Here is a 20,902-nt window from a genome sequence, read left to right as displayed (position 1 = left end):
CTCTCGATCTCGCCCTCTCACACCAGCCCCCACCCCCCCCCTCTCCCGTGGGGGCGCGGCCCGCGCCCCCCCCCCCCCCCCCCCCCCCCGACAACCGCCCCCAACCCCGAACACCGAAGGGAACCAACCGAAATGCCCGCACCCCGCAGCCTGTACCAGGGCCCACGCCCCCACTTCCCACCCGCACCCCACCGGGCCGATCACCTGGCCCAATGGGGCATCTGCGACCACTGCGAGGGCGAAATGGAAGACCAGATCCTCCGCGAGGAATGGAACGCCCTCCCCGCCGCCGAACGAATCGCCACCCGATGGGCCCGCGCCCGCCACCGAATCCGCAGCGTGGGCATCTACAACGCCATCCCGTTCTAACCCCACCACCCGCGTCAGCCGGGCACCGGGAACGTGCCCGGCCGACGCACCTAACCCGAAAGGCCGCAGCCATGACCGACCGCACCACCAAGTTCACCACCCGCTACGCCGCCGAGATCAACTCGGTCGCCCGCTTCTGCCCCACCGGTGCCCAACTCTGCTCCGTCGGCGGCACCAGCCTTGCAATCTGCGGACTGCTGTCCAACGGTCTACGCGTCGAGGTGACCAACGCGCTGATGGACCACCACGGCGACAGCGAGGCGTTCTTCACCGCCCTCCACGATCCCGACGGCGACCAGGTCGCATGGCTCGACGACGGCACCCTCGTCAACCAGCTCCTCACCGCCGACGCGCTCAGCACCGCGAACGCCCACATGCTGCGCCAGCACCGCGCCGCACACGGCGGACGGCTCATGCAGCTGAGCGCCCTCGCGCACACCACCGCGATCGACCCCACGGGCAAGACGATCGACATCACCGATCTCGGTGCCGTCCACCGCATTTCGATCTCCGACGGCCAGCCCGACAGCCGCCCGACATCGCTCGAGCTGACCAACGAACAGCTCGGCCAATTCGCCGAGATGATCTTCCGCCGCCCGAACCGGTGGAACCGCTGACCGCGCACCGAGCACGAACCGCCACCGGCAACCCGCCCAGCCGACTTACCCGAAAGGCACCGAGAATGTCCGTCACCACCCGCGAATACGCCCACATGAGCCTGCAGTGCCTGACCGAACGCCAGCGCGAAAACAGCTGCGGCTACTGGTACACGATCACCGACAAAGCCACCGCGCACACCGCATTCCGCGTCAACATGGACCTGCACGAATGGCTCGAGACGCGCAATCTGTCACTCGCCGCCGACATCCCGTCCACCGTCGGCGAGCACAAGGTGATCGAGGTGATCGGCACCTACCGGACAATGTCCTACTACCAGGCCACCGGCGAATTCCTGGCGATCGAGCCATTGGTGTGCATCCCGTTCCTGAACAACGGCGAATACACCATCGGCAAGATCACCGAGGACACCGACGGGACCCGCACCGTGCACTACCTCAACCCGAACGACCGCAACGGCGTCTACCCCTTCCACCGCACCGACGACGGCACACAACGACGGCGGCCCGCATCCCGGCACGAAGTCGTCGACTACATCTTCACCCACCACACGCCGGTCGCCGACGACGAACTCCCCGAGCCCGCAGCAGGCGAGCTGCTCACCGTCCACCACTGGCCAGGAACCAGCGCGCTCGAGATCGTCGACCCGCTCGAGGGCGAACTTCCGCAGCCCCGCGCACTTCCGGGGTTGCCCGAGAACCCCTCGCTCGACGATGTCGAACACCACCTGCGCGACAACAGATTCCGAGTCGTCGGCAAGTGGTGGAACTACGACGACGACCAGCTGGCCGCCACCGTGGAGTTCATGGGCTTCCTCGACGAGGAACCAGCAACCACCACCGAGACGGAGCCGACCAGCTCCGAGCCCGCACCGCCCGCCCACACCACACGATCAACCACACCGACACCAGCACAAGCGCCCACGCCCGACCCCTACGTCATCGTGCTGTCGCTGTGGGGATTCGCCGTGCTCGACCGCACCGCCCGCATCCGCTACGGCGTGCCCCTGCACCCCGACACACTCAGCTACGAGCATGCGATGACGGCGATGGCGGACTACCTGGGCACCTACGCAACCGACAACTACGCATCGGTCAAGCGAGACGGCCGCACCATCGCCGACACCACCCGCGACGCCGACGCCACCGTCCAGATCCTCACCGAGATCGCCCTCGAGATGGCACCCAGGATCGACGACGACCGCACTCTGCGCATCACCATCGCACCCACTTGGTGGCAACGAATCACCCGCCGCACCCCCGCGACGCTGACCTGGCATCCCCCCGCCTGACAACCAGCACCGAGACCACCTGAATAGCGATCCACCGGCCCGAATCCGGAACCCCTCCCCGTCGAGCCGGGCCGGTGTATCGCCCACCCCAACCACACGAAAGGCCCGCGATGACCACGCCCCCGCTCGATGCCGGCCCGGCCGCCGAGGTCCGGCGCGCGGTCGCTACGTGGAACACCCCCGCGATGCTGGCGCCCATCCTGCGAGTGTGGCGCCTACTCCGCGCGAACCACACCCCCGCAGCAGCAGAGCAGCGTCCACGGCCCAAACTCGCCCTTAAAACGTAAAGAACGTACAGAACGTAAAGTCATGATAGAATAGAAACGTACCCGCAGGACCACGACGAACGAAAGGAACCCCGGCTATGAGCGGCGACATGGAGGGCAACATCGCCTGGATCTCGGAGGTCCACACCTTCGATCGCGAAGGCGGCGGCGAGAACCGCGCGGTCTACGTCACCGTCATCGAGGACCACGACCGGCGAAACCCCGATGGCAGCTACACCCCGACCGGCAAGTCGCGCTGGCAGTTCTATTTCTCCCGAGGCCGCTACGCCGACCGCATCCACCAGAGCTTCCGGGTCGGCGACGAAGTGGTGATCACCTACGACCAGCAGCGCGCCAGCCTCGACGTCAACCCCGCGAACAAAGAGCCCCAGCCGCTCATTCGCGCACGCGGCCGCGGAATCGGTCTGGCATGCCGCACCAAAGTGCTCACCGGCGTCGCCCAGGGCACCCCCGACCCGGCGACCGGCACCGAGCCCTCCACCGACGCGGGCACCGCAGAGACCGCAGCAGTCGCGCCCGGCGCTGCCACCACCGTCTGACCAGGAAGGCCACACACCGTGAACACATCCCACACCGCCGAGCTCACCACCGCTCTGTCGACCATCGCGACCCGAGCACTCATCCCGACCGCCACCGACACTGATCTGCTCACCGAGACCGAAGCCCGAATGATCGCCGCAGCCTTTGCCGTCGGCCCCGCCCTACGCAACTACGGCCGCGGAATCGACGTCCATTCGACCAAGACTTTGCTCGAGGAAACCCGCGATCGCATCACCGAGATCACCGAAGGCCGCACCAGCCCGGTCGAACCCGGCACCCTCGCCGCCCTCGCCGGACTCGAAACCCGCTTCCGCACCCGCGGCCCCATCGACCCCGTAGTCGAGCTCCACCAGCTCTACCGCACCGAGTGCAACCTTCTGCGCGCCCGCTTCGGCCGCGCCGACATCGTCGACACCGGCCGCGTCATGTGCCTCTGGGCACCCCAGCAGCGCGGCCGCGAAGTCCTCGCCAGCAACGGTGACCCGGGACTAGCCGACGCCAGCACCGCCACCGCTGACTACTGGTACGTCGGCATCTACACCACCGCCGACGCCATCCAGAAAGGCGAAGGGAAGGCCGCCGACCTCGCTCACGCAGTCGACCTCGCCGAGATCAGTTCCGCTGGAAGTGACTACGTCGCGCTCTGATCCACACCGCTAGGCCGGGCACCGGGAACGTGCCCGGCCAACCAACCACTGGGAGATCTCTATATGGCCGCCAAGAACCGCACCGCCGACCGCATCAAGCACCTGCGCGCCCTCATCGACCACGACCGCACCCCCGAACACGAACGCGCGGCCGCCGCCGCGATGCTCGAACGGATCCGCGCCAACAACCCCGCAACAACCGGCGATCACGACCCCTACGCAGGCGGCCCCTACGCCCGCACCTACGGCGAGAAGTACAACCACCTCCCCAAGTACGCCAGCACCGTCGAAATCGCCAAGGTGATCCGCGCCGAAATCAAGTTCGCCCGCAAGACCGCCAAGGCAACCACCACGACCGGCGACATCAAAGCCTTCGACCCCATCGGCGACGCCCCCGACCCGATCACCTACGGCGTCCGCGTCCCTCACCACGGCTCGATAAACGTCACGGTCAAAAACATTCCCTCCGAATGGGGGGACGTGCGCGAAACCCGCAACGGACACGAAGCCGACTACCCCACCGAGGCACTGCGGACCCTCGGCCACGCGCTGCGCGACGTGATGAGCGCCTACAACCACGACGGAAGCGACAGCCAAACCGACTACTTCGACGTCAGGTTCTACGGCTTCGTCGTCGACGAATGCGGCTTGGTCCTGGGCTGACCAACCACCCGCACGAGAGGCCGGGCACCGGGAACGTGCCCGGCCCCTCAACCACCCACCACCGAAGGGCCGAACGACATGACAACCACCATCGACACCACCGACACGATCACCGATGCCGCCGCGATCACCCACATCATCCCGGACTACTCGCTCACCGAATTCACCCGCCGAGTCACCAACGCCAACGCCCGCGCCGCCCGCGCCGGAATCACCGCCACCATCGGCATGACCCATCAGCCACACCCCGACACCATCGAGACCGACCACCACACCGGCGTCCGCTACGTCCGCCACTGGATCGAGGTCACCCTCACCACCCCCGTGCTCCAACTCGGATCATGGACCCTGATCGCCGAACTCGACATCATCGAGACCGGCGCGCTCATGCGCACCCACGGCAACGGATTCGAACTGCTGCGCAACTGGCCACGACCCGACCCCCAGCTGTGCCAACACTGCAACACCCGCCGCAACCGCAACCGCAACTACGTTCTGCGCAACAACGACACCGGCGAGATCGCACAGATCGGATCCACGTGCGTCGAGGCCTTCACCGGTATCACGGTCAACCCGACCGCAATGCGCATGCTCCACGCCGACGACATGTTCGACGAGTTCGACGACCAGGACCCGCACGCAGGCGGACAACCCGACTACCCGATGCGCGACATCCTCGCCCTGGCCTGGACCGCCAGCGACAGCGGCCGCGCCTACGTCAGCCGCGCCCTCGCCGACAGCACCGGCCGCCACACGACCGGCGAACAGGTCCGCCAACTGCTCATCGACGACTCACCCGTGTCCCGAGTGCTCATCTCGACCGCGCACCGGATCCCGGCCGCCACCATCGACGCCATCCTCGCCGACATCGAGACCACCGTCACCGACGACAGCGAGTACGGATACAACCTGCGCCTGATCGCCGCCGCCGAGTTCGTCACCACCCGCAATATCGCGCTACTCGTCTCCGCCGTCGCGGTGCACCTGCGCGCCGAATCCCAGCGCGCAGCCAGCGGCCCCGCGCTGCACGAGTGGATCGCCGAGAAGGGCGACAAGATCACCGACGTCGACGCCGTCGTCACCGGCGTCCGCAAGCGACCGAGCAACTTTCGGTCCGACGCGATCACCACGTACCTGACCCTGCGAAGCGTCGACGGGCACATCATCGTGTGGAAAGCGTCCAAGGAACTCGACCTCGCCATCGGCCAGAGCTGCCGCATCACCGCCGCCACGGTCAAAGAGACCGCCATCGAACGCGGCGAACACCGCACCATCATCACCCGCGCCAAGATCGCACCCAACTGACCAACCCCCGGGTGGGCCCGGACCGGGCCCACCCGCTCGAGGAGCGGAGCAACCTAATGTTCACCATCCACCAGACCATCGACGGCCAGCCGCGCGCATGCACCTACACCGAACGCGACACCATCCGACTCCTACGCACCGGCCACCGCCGCGGTGTCGAAATCGACCCACGCGCAGCCGGCGGAGCCGTCCTGCGATGGACGCCGCCGAGCCTGATGTTCCACCGAACCCCGCGCGAGATCCGCATCGAAGCACAGATCCCCGTGCGCATGTCCACGGCATTGCAGGCCAACCTTGACCGCATCCACGACGGCGCGCGTGCCGACCTTCTCGATCTGTCCGACAGCGCGAAGGCCCGCCTATACGCCGCGGGACTGATCATCATCGACTCGACACAAACGATCCGAGTCACACTCGCCGCCCGACTGGCTCTGACCGCCTGCGCTCACCGCACCCACACCCGAGCGCCCCGCGGCTACCACCATCCGGCCGACCACCGCTACGCCATCGACAGCGTCGGGCTCAACAAGCCCGGCGGCCGCGCAGGCAAAATTCACGACAGGACCTCACACGCCAGCTGCACCTGCGGAGCCCTCGACTACTTTGCAGACGACCGAAGCACGGCGGCCCGAGCCGCGCGCCGCCACCGCGCCCAGGCCGCCGCAGCGCTCGTCGAAGCGCTCTGAACCCCGACACCACAGTCGCCGGTTGGATCAGTTCGGAAACCCCGGCCAACATACTGTAAATAACGTAAACTTATAAGTTAATCAACTCACCGGGAGGCTCTTGAAGCTCAGCCTCCGCCGATCGAACTCAACCGAAGGAGACCACGATGACCGCCGCACCGATCGCCACCGCTGCAGTTCCCCGCGCGCAATTGCCGGCGGGTACCGTTGGTCGCGGCCGCCGCGACACCAACCGATCGCGCGCCACTACGGGGGTAGGAGGTCGGGGGATGCAGTCCGACAGCAGCAGTGACAGCACACGGCCGCCGCTCACGCTGGCATCGAAAGATCCAAAGGCCATCACCGCTCTCGAGGTCGACGACGGCGACGGCGACGAATACAACGCCGAGCTGTTCGTCGCGAGCGCGGAGAACCATCTCATCGCCGGATTGCTCTGCAGCACCGCCGACGAGGCCGCCGCGATCCTAAGACTCATCGAGGACACCGACCTCGAGAACTTCATCGCTGGCGCAGTGGTGACGATCATCCGCACACTGCTCAGTGAGCACCCACGCCCCGAGCTCACGCCCCAAGCAGTCATCGCGCGGGCCCGCAGAGTGCGAGATGTCGAGCATGCCTCGTTCTCCCGCCTGGCCGACTACATCATGAAGGCCTACACGATGGGGACGCCGATCAGCGCACGATGTGACGCAGCCCAAGTCGTCGAAGACGCCTACCTACGCAGCCACGCGGAATTCGGCACACGCATCAAGCAGATGGCGGACAGCTTTGCCACGGTCGAAGACCTCAAACAACTCCGCCGAACCGCGAACGACGGATGGGATGCCATGGAGAGCAGGATCCTCGCACTGCGCGCGCGTACCAGCAGTCTCAGCTGAGCGACGACACCGCCGATCCCATCGAGAAGTAGCACCACCCCCCACATGTAGGTCCCGGGCAGGTTCCCGCCGCCCGGGACCTACGCTCATCTACACACTCACGAATCGACGAACGCCCGCCCGGAATGAATCCGGACGGGCGTTCTGTCGTTTCCAGCTCAGGCGACCGGTGTCGGCACCGCGCCCTCAGCGGCTGCCGCTGACTGCGAAGCAGGCCCACTTTCCGCGGCCGCGCCAGTTGCATCCCGGGCCGAGGGCGCTTTAGCGGTAGCGGATGCCCCAGCAGTAGAACTCTTCGGTGCTGCCTTCTTGGCCACAGGGGACTTGGCATTCTTCGGCTTGGTGCTCACTCGCACGCCGTCGACGAGGAGCCCGAACCGCGAGAGCTCAGCCTCATCCCAGCCCGCGGCCCGAGCCTCATCGACCGCACCGCGGTACAGCTCATGCGTGGCCAGTACGGCCGCCGCCGCCTCGTGGAGACCGCGGCCGGCGGTGATCTTTCGCTCCGCCTCTTCGCGGATCCGGCGTTCATAGCTCTCGAAGTCCGACATGACCACAGCCTACCGCCGCGATCACTGCCCGACCCGGCCAACCCGCCGCCTCCCAAGCCGCTCTAGAACTGTCGCCCGGACGGACCGGAGAGACCGCCCGACGCAACCGACCCCCTCCTCCCCAGCGTCTTTAGAACCGTTGGATCAACCGACGTGTGCAAGCATTCAGGCATCTTCGCGGAGAGCAAGTTATAGGGATAGGTAACGTAAGTGAGATCGCGCGTGGCGCTCCGATTTGTTCTGTGGTGAAATCGGGTCACCACAGGTGTCGGTAGCGGGTGATTGCTAGGGAGGTGCAGGGACGTGTCGGACGAAGCGAATTCGCATGACGCGCCCACTTCGGTGCGCATTCTCGCGAACAACAGCGCCCGTGCCGAGCGCCGTCGGCGCACGGCCAATCTGCCTACCGGCACACGTACGGGCTCGTTCCAAGTCAGGGTCTCCGCGGAGGAGAAGGCGGAGATCGAACGGCTCGCGGCCGACCACGGTGTTACCCCACCTCGGCTCATGCGCGAAGCTGTCCTTGCCGATGAGATCCCGGTTTCCCCTGACGAATTCCGCGAGCTGGTGCACCAGCTTTTTCGGGCGCAGTCCGCTCTGCGTGCGCTGGGCAACAACCTCAACCAGATCGCGCGATCGGTCAACGCGACTCATGAGCTCGATGAGGCCGAGCGGGATCAGCTCGCCCATGTCCTTGCTAGCGTTCGCGGCTATGCCGACAACATCAACCACGCCGTTGATCGGGTGGTGAGCTGGTGATTCCGAAGATCAGCCGTGGTGCTCGGATGTCAGGCCTGCTCGCCTACCTCGTGGGGATCGGCGACGAGAACGCGAACGTGCACGAGCATCCGCACATCGTCGCGAGCCATGAGACGTTGTACGACATGGGGTTCGACGGCGACCTTTCACATGAGCAAGCACTGTCGATCGCGCGCGTGATCGACACTCCCCGGCGCGCGCACAAAGTCGACACGGTCGTTCCGAACTATCTCCGAGATGCGGATGGGCGAACCATTGTCGGGGCCGACGGAACGCCGGTCGTCAACCCGCTCGAACCGACGCGCGACGGCAACGTGTGGCATTGCTCGCTGAGTCTGCACCGCGATGAAGGCCGGATCTCCGACGAGAAGTGGTCGGCGATCGCTCACGCTTTCGTCAAGAAGATGGAGCTCGACGACCCATCATCCGCGCGAGCGTCCGCACGGTGGGTCGCGATCCATCATGGCCCCTCGGCCGGCGGGAACGACCACATCCACATCGCCGCGAGCGCGGTGCGCGAGGACGGCACCCGCGTCAACACGTACAAGGATTTCTCGCGCGCGCATCGAGCATGCCGAGAGCTTGAAGAACAGTTCGGTCTGCGGGTTGTCATCGGCCGTCACGACGGACGAACGAGCCGCGGATACCACCGAGCCCAGTTGTACGCGGCCGCGCGTGCAGCTGGCATTCCACGAGGACAGGTGAAGGAAGCTGTGCGAAACGCAACGCTCGAACCGACCCGTGACACAGATGAACGAATCGTGCGCGCCTCGCTGGCGGCTTCATGCAACGAAGCGGAGTTCGTCGGACACCTGCGCAATCAGGGCATGCTGTTCTACCGCTCGCGGGACAAGTCGACCGGGGAAGTGCGTGGCTGGTGCGTCGGCTCACCGCGAGATGGTGCGCGCGGCGCGGTGTTGTCTTCTGGCGGAACCATCGCAAAGGATCTGACGCTGCCCCGGTTGCGCAACAACTGGGACGACACCCCCGAAGACCGTGAAGCCGCCGAACGTGCGTGGGCCGAGGCGGAAGATGCCTACGCGCGGTACATGGACGGTGATACTTCCGCGGTGGGTCGGGTGGCCCCGCTCCCCCAGCCACTGCCCGCCGCCGATCGCGCGATGAAGAATCACGCCATGCTCGCCGAGGCGCGTCGATGGTCGGAGAGGTTCGCGCGGATTCCCGCCACCGATGGTGTTGCCTTTGCAGCGGCCGCCCGGCAGGCCGCTGGAGTGTTCTCGGCCTGGTCGCTGGCTAGCGAGCCCAAGCCCGGAGTCATGGCTCGTGCCGCGAAGACGCTGAGCCGCTACGCGCAGCTGCCCGCGCACCTCGACGGCGCGGTGCCCTCGATCCAGCGGCGAGATGACCTGTCCGGGTGGGCGACGATCCTGCTCGCTTCGCGCGCGTCGGCGGACCCGACATTGGCGAACGCGGCGCTGCTGAAACAGATCGGCCGGACCGTTGAGGCGATCTCGCGTGCGGCTGACGCGCGCGGCGAGGCCGGTCGCGCGCGCGAGCTCGCCGACGTCGCCTCCCACGACTTGGACGCGGTGCATGCCCGGTTCCTAACGGCCGGTGGCGCGACCGCGACGGCGGTGATCGATCGGTCAACTGCTGAGCGCGCCAGCCGAATCCGGGAGGCATTCAGCGACACAGATTCACCACGGGTCATACCTCCCCGTGCGACTGAGCCGTCCCGCCAGGCGCCGTCCAAGCGGGCGCGAGTTGAGCGCCGCGAGTTCGACGCGGCGAAGTTCGTGTCGGGGTGGAACCGTCCCGCGACGGGTCCACGTGAGGTCGATCTGGATGCGCTCGACTCCGATCCCGTCGAAGAGGTCGGCCCCGCGGCGCCGGGTGCGGTGCAGCAGTCGCGGTCGGCTGAGGCGGGAAGTGACGTCGAGCGTGAGCACGAGCGTGGTGTCGATCGTCAGCCCGAGATCGGTCGCGATCACGATGGCGGCCGCGACCTCTGAGGGTCGGGGTCGGCTAGGCCGTGAAGTCGAATTCGAGTTGTGGGATCGGAGCGAGCGCGTCGACGCGGGCGCGGTTGCTGCTCTGTTGACCCATCAGCGCGGCGACCGCATTCGGGTGATGTCCCTCGAGGAGTAGCTGTTGCTCGCAGGTGTTGCGCAGGGTGCTGGGCGAGATCGTGAGATCGGCGGCCGCGCCGATCGTTCGGACGATGCGGTCGATCTGGCGAATCGACAGACGCGAGCGGGCGTTGGTGCGCGAGACGAACAGCGGTCCGTCGGCGTCGGTGCCGAGGATCCTGGTGCGTTCTGCCCGCCATAGCCGCAGTGCCGTGCAGGCGCCGGGCCCGAGTGGGAATCGTCGACGCCATGGTCCGGTTGCGCCGAGGACGGTGCTGCCGCCGCTGGCGGATTCGAGGTCGAGGTGCTCGCGGTCGAGGGCTTGGATCTCGGACTCGCGGGGGCCGGCGTGGAGGAGCAGGACCACGATCGCGTAGTCGCGGATCCACCGGCCTTCGGCGGAGAACAGAAGCTTCCGTTGCTCGGCCGCGTTGAGGGTCTTCGGGATGATCTGGTCGACCACTTCCCGGGGCGCGAGAACATCTCCCAGGGAAAGCCATTCGGCGAACTGGTCGAGCGCGGCCAGGCTGACGTTGATCGTGGACGGTGCGGCGCGGCGTTCGCGTAGATCGCCGACATAGTCAGCCACTGCAGAGTCGAGGCTATTGGCGTTGGTCAGCGCATGCGAGTGTGCGCTGGCCGCGAGCCACCGCAGGAACTCGCCGACTCGCTCGATGTATGTGGCGATCGTCTTGTCGGCGAATCGCGAGGCCGCCAGTGACTGCTCGAATGCGCGGATAGCCGGTAGCCTCATCTGCTGCAGGGCAGCGACATCGAGTCCTGAGCGACTGTCGTCCATGCTGTCCTCCTTGCGCACGTAGTGACCACAACGATGACAGATCCCACCGACATACTGGCGGCGGTCGGATTAGTGGCCTTATGTGCCGCAGTGGCGTCTACTAATCCGCCGCGATGGGATTACACCGCCGCGGGGCGATCGGGTTGCAGCAGGGGGAAGTACGGTGCCAGCCACGCCTGCAGGGTGTCCTCATCGTAGAAGCTGTGCAGGAGGGCGCGGCTGGACGGATCGTCGCCGATCTCGGTGATCACCACCGTGAGCCGCCTGGGCGGGTTGTCGTCGATCCAGTGCTCGATGTCAGTAACGGTGACCAGCAGGCGCTCGGCAGGGCTCCGGTTGCGCATCCCGAAATTGAGCTGTTCACCGATCCGGGGCACGGCGTCGTGGACTTCGATGTCGATGTCTTCGCATCCGTCGTCAGCGGTGATCCGCAGCAGGTAGTGCATCGAGTTGTGATCGTGTTGGTCGGTCACTGGGGGTGCTCCGTTCTGGTGCAGGTTGGCGCTCTTCGGGCGCCAGACATGTTCGGCGGGACGTCAATGATGGCGCCGGTGCTGATCTCGTCGGGGCAGCGGTGTTCGGGTTGAAACCGATGCCCGCGTTCCGGCACATCAGCTTGCACGGCAGGAAGGTTGGGGCGGGTGGGGATTCTTGACGACACCGATGAGGAGCAGAGACTGGCGACCTTGCCACGAGAACGGGTCGCCAGTCTAGAGCCGGTTCGGCCGTCGATGAGGGATCGGTCAGTCTTCGTCTGGAGGGTCGTCGTCGTCAGGTGGATCGTCGCCTTGCAGGAACTTGGCTGGTGTCGCGTCGACCTTCAGGCGTTCAGGATCGGCGTGCTTTTTGGTGCAGAGCGAGAACGGGCCGGTGCTCGACATCAGTTTGCTCATGTGGTGATCGGCCTCCTTCCACCAGCGCAGCATGGCTTCGTCGTTGCCCTGTGCGGCTTCCCAGAATTTCCAGAGAAGGTTGAGCCGGCCTTGCGCTTCGGGGTGCTCGAACCATGCTGAACACCAGTGGTTGTCGCGCTGTTGCATCGACGGTGCTGTGGGTCGCCAATAGACGTTGGCGAGGTAGTCGGCGACCCACTCGAAGACCGACTCGCAGACGGGCGGTTGCGGTTTCTTCTTCTCCTTTGGTGCGGCGTTGGCCGCGGTGAGCTTGGCTATCTCGGAGACGAGCGCGGCGACGAGCTCGGCAGGATCGGCACTCACGCCGAGCGGCCCTTGCCGCGTTGGCGCTGCTGTTCCTGCTGTTGGTTGGGAGATGTGCGGGGGTTCTCTTTGCCGGTGGCGTCGTCGACGGCCGACCGCGGTGGTGTGCCGAAGGCGAGGTCGGCGAGCTTGCGTGCCCGTGCGGCGGCAGGGTCGATGTTGGTGTTGGCGTTGAGATCGGCGGCACGCTGGTCGCGACTTTGTTGCGAATCCCAGGCCGCTCCCTTGGCTTGGCCGGTGGTGTTGGTCTTATCGGTACCTGGTTCAGGAGTCGGATTGTGGCGCGCTTCGTCGAACTTCGCAGCTGCGTCTGGCCCTGCCGTTTGTCGCAGCGTCCAGATGACCAAGCCGATCGGCTTGGTGGCTTCAGCGAAATTGATTTTGCGCACCGCGTTGGCGAGTTCGCTGGCGGGAATGTTGAAGCCCCGGAAGGTCCGGAACGCGGGCTCCACGGCCTGGCGCCATTGGGCTCTCGCCAGGAGGCTGTCGGGCACGCTGCCTCGCACCAGATCCGCCAAAGACTTCTCATTTTGGCGGCGCTGCCCACTCTGCTGCCGGGATTGCCCCGCCTGTTGCTCGGACTGTTGCGTGGCCTGGGCAGGACCGCCTGCGGTTGGCTGCTCGGTGTTGGTTTGGGCGGCTTGTGCTTTGTCGGTGCGGACGGCGTCGGTGTAGCTGCGCCACATCGCGATCACCTCGTCGGCTTCGAGTTTCGCGGTGCCCTCGGGAACGATCGCCAGGGTTTCCGCGGCCTGCGCCCACCGGCGTGCTTCGTGGGTTTCGTAGTCGTGCACGAGTTCTTCGAGTGCCTGCTGGCGGTGGTTGTCGTCGCCGGCCTGGATGGATGCGTTCCATGCGAGGTGACCCAAGGGGTCTTGGCTGCGGTGCCAGTTCATGGCGCGGCTCAGGACGTTGTCTTCGCCTTGGGCGGCTTCGCGGATGTTGACTTGTCCGCTGGTGTGGATGCGCCACGCGGCCATCATCTGATCGGGTGTGCGCGGGTGTTGGGCGGGGGAAAGGGTTCCGGCGGTGCGGGCGGCACTGACCCATTCCTCGGCTTGGACGCTGTGATAGTCCGACACCAGTTCGGCGTCGCCGCGCGCACGGTCGGCGATCGGGTGGTCGGGGTTTTCACGCCACCGCCGCCACTGGTCCCATGCGTCGGTGTCGGCGCTTCGCGCCCACGCGTTCGCAGCAGCGACTTGGTCGGCCCACCGTTGCTGAATCGGCACGATCGTGACGGCGGGGTCGAACGAGGGCGCGGGTTTGCCTGCTGCGGTCCACACGCGGCGCGCGACGTCGTCGAGGTCGGCGTCCGGGTCGCGGGCGACCGCGGCGGCGAAGCCGTGCTTCCACAGGTCGTCGCCGAGCTCGCCGGCCCATTGCCGTGCCACATCGGATTCGAAGTGGCGCACCAGTTCAGCGTCGGCGCGTGCGGGATCGACGGTCCGCATGCGTGACCAGTCCACGTAGTAGTCGGCGTCGGTGTCTTGGACCCAGGCGTGTGCGCGGTCGAGCTGGGTCTGCGCGGCCGAGCCCGAGATGCGCATCAGGTCGATTTGGGCGATGCCGTTTTCGGTGCGCATCCGTGAGTCCATCCACAGCGCGACCAGTTGTGCGCGGGCGGTGGCGAGTTCATCGTTGTTGGTCGCGACCGGGTCGTCGTCGGACATCAGCGCGGCGAACAGAGCGAGGTCGGCGACATGGTGGTGCTCGCGCGCCCACCGAGTGGCTTCATCGACACGCCACGTCAGCAGTGCGGTGTCGTCGACCTGTCTGCTGGGTTCCCAGCCGAGCGTCTGGTGGCCGTGCTGTTTGATCGTGGCTCGGTCGGCGGCGTCGAGTGCGTCGCGTGAGGATTGGGGCAGTCCGGATTCCTGTATCGCGGCGCCGATGCGTCGCGATTCCTCGCTGAGCTGGCTGCGCCACGGATCGGTGCCGTCGGTGGCGAGGGTGGTGTCGGTGGCGGTGATCTCGGAGGTCAGGCCGGGGCGTGCGGAGGGTTCGGCGCGGCGCGCGAATTGTGTTCCCGCGGCCCGCAGTTGATCGGGGTCGATGCCGAAGGAACGCATGTAGGTTTCGACGGAGGTGATGACTTCGTCGGCAAGGGCTGATTGGCCGCGCCACGCCGCCGCGGTCTGGTAGGCGTTGGCGACCTGGTTCGGATCGACGCGGGCCAGGGCGTTCATGGTGGAGCGGACGGCGCGCAGCTGGTCTTCGGCTAGCTTCCGCTCGGCGTTGAATCGAGTTTGGGTGTCTCGGTAGGCCTGCTGGGATTGTTGGGTGGCGCGGCGCAGTATCAGTTCGCGTCGTCGCGCGGCGAGCTCGGCCAGACGTGAGGCGACCAACAGCAGCGACCGCAGTGCCACCGCGACGTCGCGGCCAGGATTTTCCAGTTCACTCATCTACTCCCCCTCTAGGGCTGGTTGGTGGTGGGGCGGGCGAACAGGCCGGTGGGCGCGGGAGTGTGAGCAAGGGCTTTGACCCGGCCCTCCTCGTCGCTTTCGTGGCCGTCTGCGCTGCAGTACTTGAACGGCCCTTCGGGATCGAACAGTTTGGCCATGTGGTGGTCGGCGTGGTCGCGCATGAACGTGCTCATCCCGGTCCCGCCGTCGCGGCGAAGTTGTTCCCAGGCCCGCCAGATCGCCTCGAGTCGCACCTGTGCCTCGGGATGGGCCCACCAGTCGCAGCACCACTTGATCGCGTTGGAGTAGGTGGTGTCGCGTGCGTAGAGCTCGAAGAAGAACTGTGTGCAGAACTGTTCGAGGTTGTCGAAGATCAGCTTGTCGGTGGGTCCGCCGTCGGGTTTGCGCAGCTCTTTGACCCACTGCGCGGCAGCAGCGTCGGCTACATCGGAGAGCTGGCGGGCGATGTCGGCGTTGTCGCTATGGTCGAGGGCTTGGGCTATTGCCCTGTCGTACAGGCCGGAAAACAGCTCGCGCAGAGCCGGGCGCCCACGTTTGTCCGCGAGCTTGACGAACTGGTCCTCGACATCGGGGTCCAGACCAAGATCGATGTGGTTGGAGGTCATGGTTATCTCCGATTGGGGGGCTTGGACCGGGCACGGTCGAGTGCACGCGGGCGGGGAATTCGGCTCAGCTGCTGCTCAACTCGTCGGCGGCGAGTGAGCGCGACAGTTCGCTCGGCGGCAACCGCCGCAGATTGCTTGCGGAACGCCGCGCTGGGATCATTGGCCTCGATGCACGCGGCGATGTCGTCGGCGTAGTCGCGGTCCCAGTACGGAACTGGGCGCACCAGCGCCGCTTTCCCGCCCCAGAGCATGATCGAGCGGCCCGTCGGCAACTGCGCCAGGTTCGCCACGGTAAACAGGGTGCGTTCGCGGACATCGGAATTGACCGAAATGTGCGCGCCTCCCTGGCCCGAGGCGAACAGCAGTCCGGCTTGGCGGGAGTTGCTGATCGAGCGTGTGATCTCGAAGTAGTCGCCGATGAGTTTGGAGATCATCTCGAGGGACTTGTCGTCGGCCTCGCCGCCTCCGTAGAAGCGGATCGGCGCAGCAGACCACATTTGGCGCATCGGCTCTTCGCCGAAGCAGTTCACGCCTTGAGACCAGTTCTGCAGGATGGCCAGCACGATGATGCCACGCGAGCCGTAGTGGCTGAACTTTGCTGGCAGGCCGGGCCATTTGACGACATTGGCCAGCTCATCGAGTGCGGCAACCAGCGGGATCGGCATACGGCCGCCGTTGGCGTTGGCGAGTTGCTCGGCGGTGTCGAGCAGGTACCAGGTCAGTGCGGTCGCCAGCGCCCCGGCAGAAGACACTCCTTCCTGGCTGAGGATGTAGATGGTGCCGTTGCCGAGAAGGAAGGCCTCGGCGTCGAATTCAGGGGCCTCGTCGGTCGGTTCTACCCACTCGGAGGTGATGAACCGACCGAGGACATTGGTCATCTTCTTGGCCGTGCCGAACAGACCGTCCTTCTGCCGGTCGGAGTAACCGATGAACATCGACAAAGCCTGTTCTGCGGCAGTGAATTCCGATGCCCGCAGAATGGCAAGCGGTGCCGGTGTCGGTTTGATGATCCACTGGTAGACCTTGGTGATCGGGTGCTCCGCTATCGCGGCGGCCAACAGCAGACGCGCCAGCAGATCGCGGCCTTCCGGGTCGAAGAATGCGTCCGGAGTGGAGCCGGCCGGGGTGGCGTTGGCGAGGAAGATGTCGGCGATTTCTTCGGCGCGGGTGTCCCACTTGTTGCGCGGGCCACGGCGGATCGCCGCGATCGGGTTGAACGCGAACTGGGGTTTGTCACCGATGATGCCCTGCGGGTCGAAGACGAACACCGGGCCTCGGTCGGCACGGATCTGACGGGTCGCGTCGACGACGTCGCGTTTGTTCGACGTGGTGACCACCGCGCCGGGAGCCGCCATGATCGCCGGAATCACGCGGGTACTCGTCTTGCCCTTCCGCGGACCCCAGATATCGATGGTGAGCTGTTCGGCGTTGGTGTAGAGCATGTCGGCGGGCACCTGCTGGGTGCGGATCTTGTCGTAGTCAGGAGTCCCCTTTGGCGTCACCAACGTTCCCAACGGAATGCCGGGCCAATTCGGAACGCCGAGCTCGGCGTTCTTGACCAAGGTCTGCGGCAGACTCAGCGCCGCGACATCGCGGCGCGTCGCCATCCACTTCGCTTTGAAGTCGAAGCGCCCGAGCGCAGCCGTGCGCCGGAGCCAGCGCACACAAGCGACGACGAAGATCCACACCTGTACCGCGACAAGGATGACCATCACCACCGTCGCTGCCGTCGGCCACGGTTGGTGACCGGTGGCCAGCGCCATCGGCAAAGCGATCGGGTTCGCCGGGTCGGCCCCGGCCAGTGTCAGCGAGATCCACATCGTCACCGTGGCCGAGACGTAGAGGGCGAGCATGCCGCCCAGAGTCCACAGCCCGGCGCTGGAGTCGCCGGGGTAGGGCGCCTTATCTGGATTGGCCATCACTCACGCCGCCGTGGCGAAGCGGGCGTCGGTATCGTGCCACTTGTTGTCGATCTCGATCTGCGTTAGCTCGGTACGGAAGGCGACGCCTGGAACGCGTTGGCTGCCGATCTTGAGCAGGAAACACCCACGTCCTGGTGACGCGGCTTCGTGACCGGTGTCGGGATCGCGCATACCTGGTGTGCTCCAACTCGATACGAGGTCTTTGTCCGTGGAGGTGAAGGGCACGATCTGATCGAGGGCTTCCATTTCCTCGCGAGGGAGCGCGCCGACGATGACCGCCCCGGCCCGTTCGATGAAGCCCTTGGCCTTCTTGATGTCGGAGACTTCGGCCAACGACTCGAGGTCTTTGACGGTGTGGGTGATCATCAGCAGCGCGGTGCCCAGTGTGCGGGTCAACCGGGTGGTGGCGTTGATGCGCTCGACCATGCCCGGCCCGGCGTTGAGGACTCGCCACAGCTCGTCGATCACTGTCAAGAAGTTGCGCTGCGGGCCCAGCTCGGCGTCGGCGAGAACATGGGCGGCCTCGACGGCACCGAAGCCGTCCTCCCAGCACGCGAACATCACCGCGGCCAACAGCTTGTCCTCGCTGGCCGACAACGTCGAGATGTCGACACAGACCGCCGTCGGCGGCTGGTCGGTCAGATCCAGAGGTTTGGTGGTCTGTTCGGCGAAGACCGTGCCCAGATCACCGTCGAGCAGCGCGTCGAGGGTGGCCAACAGCTCACGGACGGTGTCGGCGTAGGCCGCGGTGTCGGAGGTGTTGCGGATGCGGGCGGTGCGCACCAACTCGGCCGGTGGGTTCTCGATGAACTGGCTCAGATCCCTGATCAGCGGCGGGTTCTCGGGATCGAACCGGGTGTCGTCGTCGAGCAATCGCAGCGCCCGACCCAGGATATTGCGCTCGATCTGACGCAACGGCTCGCCGCGCTCGATCTCGCACAAACCCTGCACCAGGCGGCGGCGACGTGCGAGCACATCGGCTTTGACCTGCTTGGCCAGATCATGGCGGCCCGCCTCTTCCAGGCGCGGGACGATCGAGCCGAGTGCTCCGACCGCCAGCGGGTTGAGGTGACCGTGGCCGTGTCCCAGCCGGATCACCACACCACCGACCGACTCGACCAACTTGACGTATTCGCCCTTGGTGTCGGCGAACGCCATCGGGATCCGGCCTGCGGCGACTTCACCAGCGAAAATCTTGCGCGCGAAGGTCGACTTCCCGAAGGACGGCAGCCCGAGAACAAACGCCGAGGGCGTGTTCTGGATCCGGGAACGGTAGGTCGCCGAGACCGGGTCGTAGCAGAAGGTGCGGCCGTTGGCGATCTGTCTGCCGTGCGGGGTGCCGATCATCGGGTGCGTATCGCCCTGGACCCAGGGGAACAGCCCGCACGCGTGCATGGTGGTGGAGCGGAACATCATCGGCACGTCGATGACGTCGGTAGAACCTCCGCCCGGACCTTGCAATCCGGTCGCGGTCAGCCGAGTTGAGCGGCGCCACTTGGGCTCACGCGGAGACGGATCACGGCGCGCGACTTCCTCTTTGAACGCTTGGCGCTTGGCGAGTTCGCGCTCTCGCGCGGCTTCGCGGCGTGCGCGTCGGCTCGCTGCCAGCAGATCGGGGTTTCCCGAGCCGACTTTCGGGGTCGACTCCCGGTAGGAATGGCGGACGCGGTCCTCGAAGAAGCGGCGGCCGCGGTAGGTGAATCGCATCTACTCCCCCGTTCCCTGCAGGGTCTTGCTGACCGAGGCGTGATCAGGCAGCAGAACGCCGATGCCCAGCCCGGCGAGGAAGGTCGAGGCCTGCGTTCGATACGCCGGTCGCATCTGGATCCGTGCCGCCGGAAACAAGTCCTTTTCGACGATCTCAGCGATTGCCTCGAGTTCTGCGCGGCTGTCGGCGGAGACGGTGAAAATCATTGCCTGATCAACGACGCCCGCCCCTTTGGCTTCCTCGTCACGGGCCTGGTGGGTAGCGCGCAGCTTCAGTTCCGCGCGCGCCGAGGTCATGCCACGCGCACCGGACACGTCCGCGGTCGCCGACAACAGATCTTTGTGCGCGCTGTTTGCGGCTTCGGTGGGGTTGAGCGGTCGCAGGAACATCGCCAGCCGCCTGCGTGGAATGTCGGCACGCGGTTCCATCAGCGGTTTCAGAACCGTCTCGTTGAAGAAGCCCGCGGGTGGTGCGGTCATGACCCAGCACCGCGAGTAGGCGTTGTCGTGGGAGTAGGTGGCGCGATCGTTGTCATCTGCGGCGATCGGTCCGGCGTCGACCCAGTCGATGATCTCGTGCGCGGGGGGCTCGCCGGAATAGCGCATCAACTGCTCGACTGCCATTTCGACGGTCAGCCGGGGTTCGAAACAACGCCGCACCGTGGCCGCGATCTGGTGATCGCTCATCGGCGTCGCGACCACCTGGACGCGTCGCAACTGCTCGCACATCGTTGGTATGCGTTCGGCCAGATCGGCGAGCATCAGCATCGGGTCTTGTTTCTTTGCTGCGGTGCGGGCGTTCCAGGTGATCGCGATCCGGGTGTGCAGCTGGGTGCCGTTGGCGTCGGCGTCATGGCCGGATCCGGCCTGCTGCAACCAATCGCGTACCTGCGCCGGTGCGTTCGGGGAGTCGATGCGGCGGATCTCAGCGCCCAAACGGGCACCGGTCTCGGGCAAGACCTCCACGATCGGAACGATGCCCGCGATGTCACCGGGCTGCCCGGTTGTCGCGATGAAGTCGCCCCACTGAGCGACCATTTCATTGATCGCGGCTTGCTCCATGCCAGTCATGCCGCGGGCCGAGCAGCGCAGTACCGCTGTGTATTGGCCCGTGGTGTGCATCCGGATCATGCCGAATCGGCGACCGTACTTGTCTATGCCCCACCACATTTCGGTGCTTGCCGCGACGCCGGGCAGGCGCGTACGCCCGCCAGGCGCGTGCGACAGCGGGCCGGCACGCAGTACGTTCCGCCCGCTACGGCGCTCACGGCGGAATTTGCGTTCCAACACCAACTGCTCATAGATCGTCTTGCCGCCGATCCGCTGCGACATCGGCCATGCCGAGACCAAACTCAGCACCGCCCAGCCGATCCCGACCGTGCGGAAGCCCACCAGCGCGATCACGACACCCAGCAGAATCGAGACGAAGATCGCGTAGAACATGCCTCGCGAGAGGCCATAGGCAAACGTTCGCCGGACCTCGCGGCCGGGCCCGTAGGTAGGCCGTTCTTCCGGGCTGAGTTGCTGGTTCACCATCGTCGA

21 protein-coding genes are annotated in these 20,902 nt (G+C 66.1%); 12 read left to right on the top strand and 9 right to left on the bottom strand.

Annotated elements, in window-relative coordinates; genetic code table 11:
* The first annotated feature begins 132 nt into the window (after window positions 1-132).
* The 10 genes from ACFWPX_RS30075 to ACFWPX_RS30030 all read left to right on the top strand — a co-directional run bounded on the left by ACFWPX_RS30075 (window position 133) and on the right by ACFWPX_RS30030 (window position 7,284).
* A complete protein-coding gene (locus ACFWPX_RS30075; RefSeq protein ID WP_378931105.1) occupies window positions 133-369 on the top strand; it encodes a hypothetical protein in 237 nt (78 codons plus the stop codon).
* A 71-nt stretch (window positions 370-440) separates the two neighbouring features.
* Window positions 441-986: a hypothetical protein gene (locus ACFWPX_RS30070; RefSeq protein ID WP_378931103.1), complete on the top strand. Its 546-nt coding sequence runs from the start codon at window positions 441-443 to the stop codon at window positions 984-986.
* Between the two features lie 65 nt (window positions 987-1,051).
* Window positions 1,052-2,278, top strand: a complete 1,227-nt coding sequence (locus ACFWPX_RS30065) for a hypothetical protein (RefSeq protein WP_378931101.1) — start codon at window positions 1,052-1,054, stop codon at window positions 2,276-2,278.
* A 110-nt stretch (window positions 2,279-2,388) separates the two neighbouring features.
* Entirely contained in the window at window positions 2,389-2,565 is a 177-nt protein-coding gene (locus ACFWPX_RS30060) for a hypothetical protein (protein ID WP_378931099.1), read from the top strand.
* Window positions 2,566-2,642: 77 nt separating this feature from the next.
* Window positions 2,643-3,104: a hypothetical protein gene (locus ACFWPX_RS30055; RefSeq protein WP_378931097.1), complete on the top strand. Its 462-nt coding sequence runs from the start codon at window positions 2,643-2,645 to the stop codon at window positions 3,102-3,104.
* Window positions 3,105-3,122: 18 nt separating this feature from the next.
* Complete coding sequence (locus tag ACFWPX_RS30050; RefSeq protein WP_378931095.1) at window positions 3,123-3,752, top strand: hypothetical protein; 630 nt, start codon at window positions 3,123-3,125, stop codon at window positions 3,750-3,752.
* Window positions 3,753-3,815: 63 nt separating this feature from the next.
* Window positions 3,816-4,415, top strand: coding sequence for a hypothetical protein (locus tag ACFWPX_RS30045; RefSeq protein WP_378931092.1), 600 nt, complete (start codon window positions 3,816-3,818; stop codon window positions 4,413-4,415).
* 78 nt (window positions 4,416-4,493) lie between these two features.
* Window positions 4,494-5,720: a hypothetical protein gene (locus tag ACFWPX_RS30040; protein WP_378931089.1), complete on the top strand. Its 1,227-nt coding sequence runs from the start codon at window positions 4,494-4,496 to the stop codon at window positions 5,718-5,720.
* 56 nt (window positions 5,721-5,776) lie between these two features.
* On the top strand, window positions 5,777-6,406 hold the full coding sequence (locus ACFWPX_RS30035; protein ID WP_378931087.1) for a hypothetical protein: 630 nt from the start codon (window positions 5,777-5,779) through the stop codon (window positions 6,404-6,406).
* A 269-nt stretch (window positions 6,407-6,675) separates the two neighbouring features.
* Window positions 6,676-7,284 carry a hypothetical protein gene (locus tag ACFWPX_RS30030; RefSeq protein WP_378931085.1) on the top strand — a complete coding sequence of 203 codons (609 nt, stop codon included), beginning with the start codon at window positions 6,676-6,678 and terminating at the stop codon, window positions 7,282-7,284.
* 158 nt (window positions 7,285-7,442) lie between these two features.
* Here the strand turns inward: ACFWPX_RS30030 and ACFWPX_RS30025 are convergent, their stop codons facing one another.
* Window positions 7,443-7,835 (bottom strand): hypothetical protein, encoded by a 393-nt coding sequence (locus ACFWPX_RS30025; protein WP_378931083.1) that lies wholly within the window; start codon window positions 7,833-7,835, stop codon window positions 7,443-7,445.
* 303 nt (window positions 7,836-8,138) lie between these two features.
* Between ACFWPX_RS30025 and ACFWPX_RS30020 the strand changes: the two genes are divergently transcribed.
* Both ACFWPX_RS30020 and ACFWPX_RS30015 read left to right on the top strand, forming a co-directional pair.
* Window positions 8,139-8,594: a plasmid mobilization protein gene (locus ACFWPX_RS30020; RefSeq protein WP_378931080.1), complete on the top strand. Its 456-nt coding sequence runs from the start codon at window positions 8,139-8,141 to the stop codon at window positions 8,592-8,594.
* Between the two features lie 26 nt (window positions 8,595-8,620).
* Window positions 8,621-10,567, top strand: coding sequence for a relaxase/mobilization nuclease domain-containing protein (locus tag ACFWPX_RS30015; protein ID WP_378931078.1), 1,947 nt, complete (start codon window positions 8,621-8,623; stop codon window positions 10,565-10,567).
* 13 nt (window positions 10,568-10,580) lie between these two features.
* On the opposite strand, the gene ACFWPX_RS30010 is transcribed toward ACFWPX_RS30015, so the two are convergent.
* From ACFWPX_RS30010 to ACFWPX_RS29975, 8 genes are all read right to left on the bottom strand, one after another.
* Window positions 10,581-11,483 carry a tyrosine-type recombinase/integrase gene (locus ACFWPX_RS30010; RefSeq protein WP_378931076.1) on the bottom strand — a complete coding sequence of 301 codons (903 nt, stop codon included), beginning with the start codon at window positions 11,481-11,483 and terminating at the stop codon, window positions 10,581-10,583.
* 119 nt (window positions 11,484-11,602) lie between these two features.
* Window positions 11,603-11,956 carry a hypothetical protein gene (locus ACFWPX_RS30005; RefSeq protein ID WP_378931074.1) on the bottom strand — a complete coding sequence of 118 codons (354 nt, stop codon included), beginning with the start codon at window positions 11,954-11,956 and terminating at the stop codon, window positions 11,603-11,605.
* A gap of 270 nt (window positions 11,957-12,226) precedes the next feature.
* Window positions 12,227-12,700 (bottom strand): DUF4913 domain-containing protein, encoded by a 474-nt coding sequence (locus ACFWPX_RS30000; protein WP_378931072.1) that lies wholly within the window; start codon window positions 12,698-12,700, stop codon window positions 12,227-12,229.
* Complete coding sequence (locus tag ACFWPX_RS29995) at window positions 12,697-15,105, bottom strand: hypothetical protein (protein WP_378931070.1); 2,409 nt, start codon at window positions 15,103-15,105, stop codon at window positions 12,697-12,699. Before ACFWPX_RS29995 ends, ACFWPX_RS30000 begins: the two co-directional genes overlap by 4 nt.
* Before the next feature lie 11 nt (window positions 15,106-15,116).
* Window positions 15,117-15,731 (bottom strand): DUF4913 domain-containing protein, encoded by a 615-nt coding sequence (locus ACFWPX_RS29990; RefSeq protein WP_378931068.1) that lies wholly within the window; start codon window positions 15,729-15,731, stop codon window positions 15,117-15,119.
* Between the two features lie 2 nt (window positions 15,732-15,733).
* A complete protein-coding gene (locus tag ACFWPX_RS29985) occupies window positions 15,734-17,650 on the bottom strand; it encodes a type IV secretory system conjugative DNA transfer family protein (RefSeq protein ID WP_378931065.1) in 1,917 nt (638 codons plus the stop codon).
* 3 nt (window positions 17,651-17,653) lie between these two features.
* Window positions 17,654-19,360: an ATP/GTP-binding protein gene (locus ACFWPX_RS29980; protein ID WP_378931063.1), complete on the bottom strand. Its 1,707-nt coding sequence runs from the start codon at window positions 19,358-19,360 to the stop codon at window positions 17,654-17,656.
* Window positions 19,361-20,896: an SCO6880 family protein gene (locus tag ACFWPX_RS29975; RefSeq protein WP_378931060.1), complete on the bottom strand. Its 1,536-nt coding sequence runs from the start codon at window positions 20,894-20,896 to the stop codon at window positions 19,361-19,363. It lies immediately after the preceding gene.
* Window positions 20,897-20,902: the final 6 nt, after the last annotated feature.

This window comes from Nocardia sp. NPDC058518 (assembly GCF_042719655.1).
Classification (GTDB): domain Bacteria; phylum Actinomycetota; class Actinomycetes; order Mycobacteriales; family Mycobacteriaceae; genus Nocardia.
This window is presented reverse-complemented; position numbering and strand designations above follow the sequence as displayed.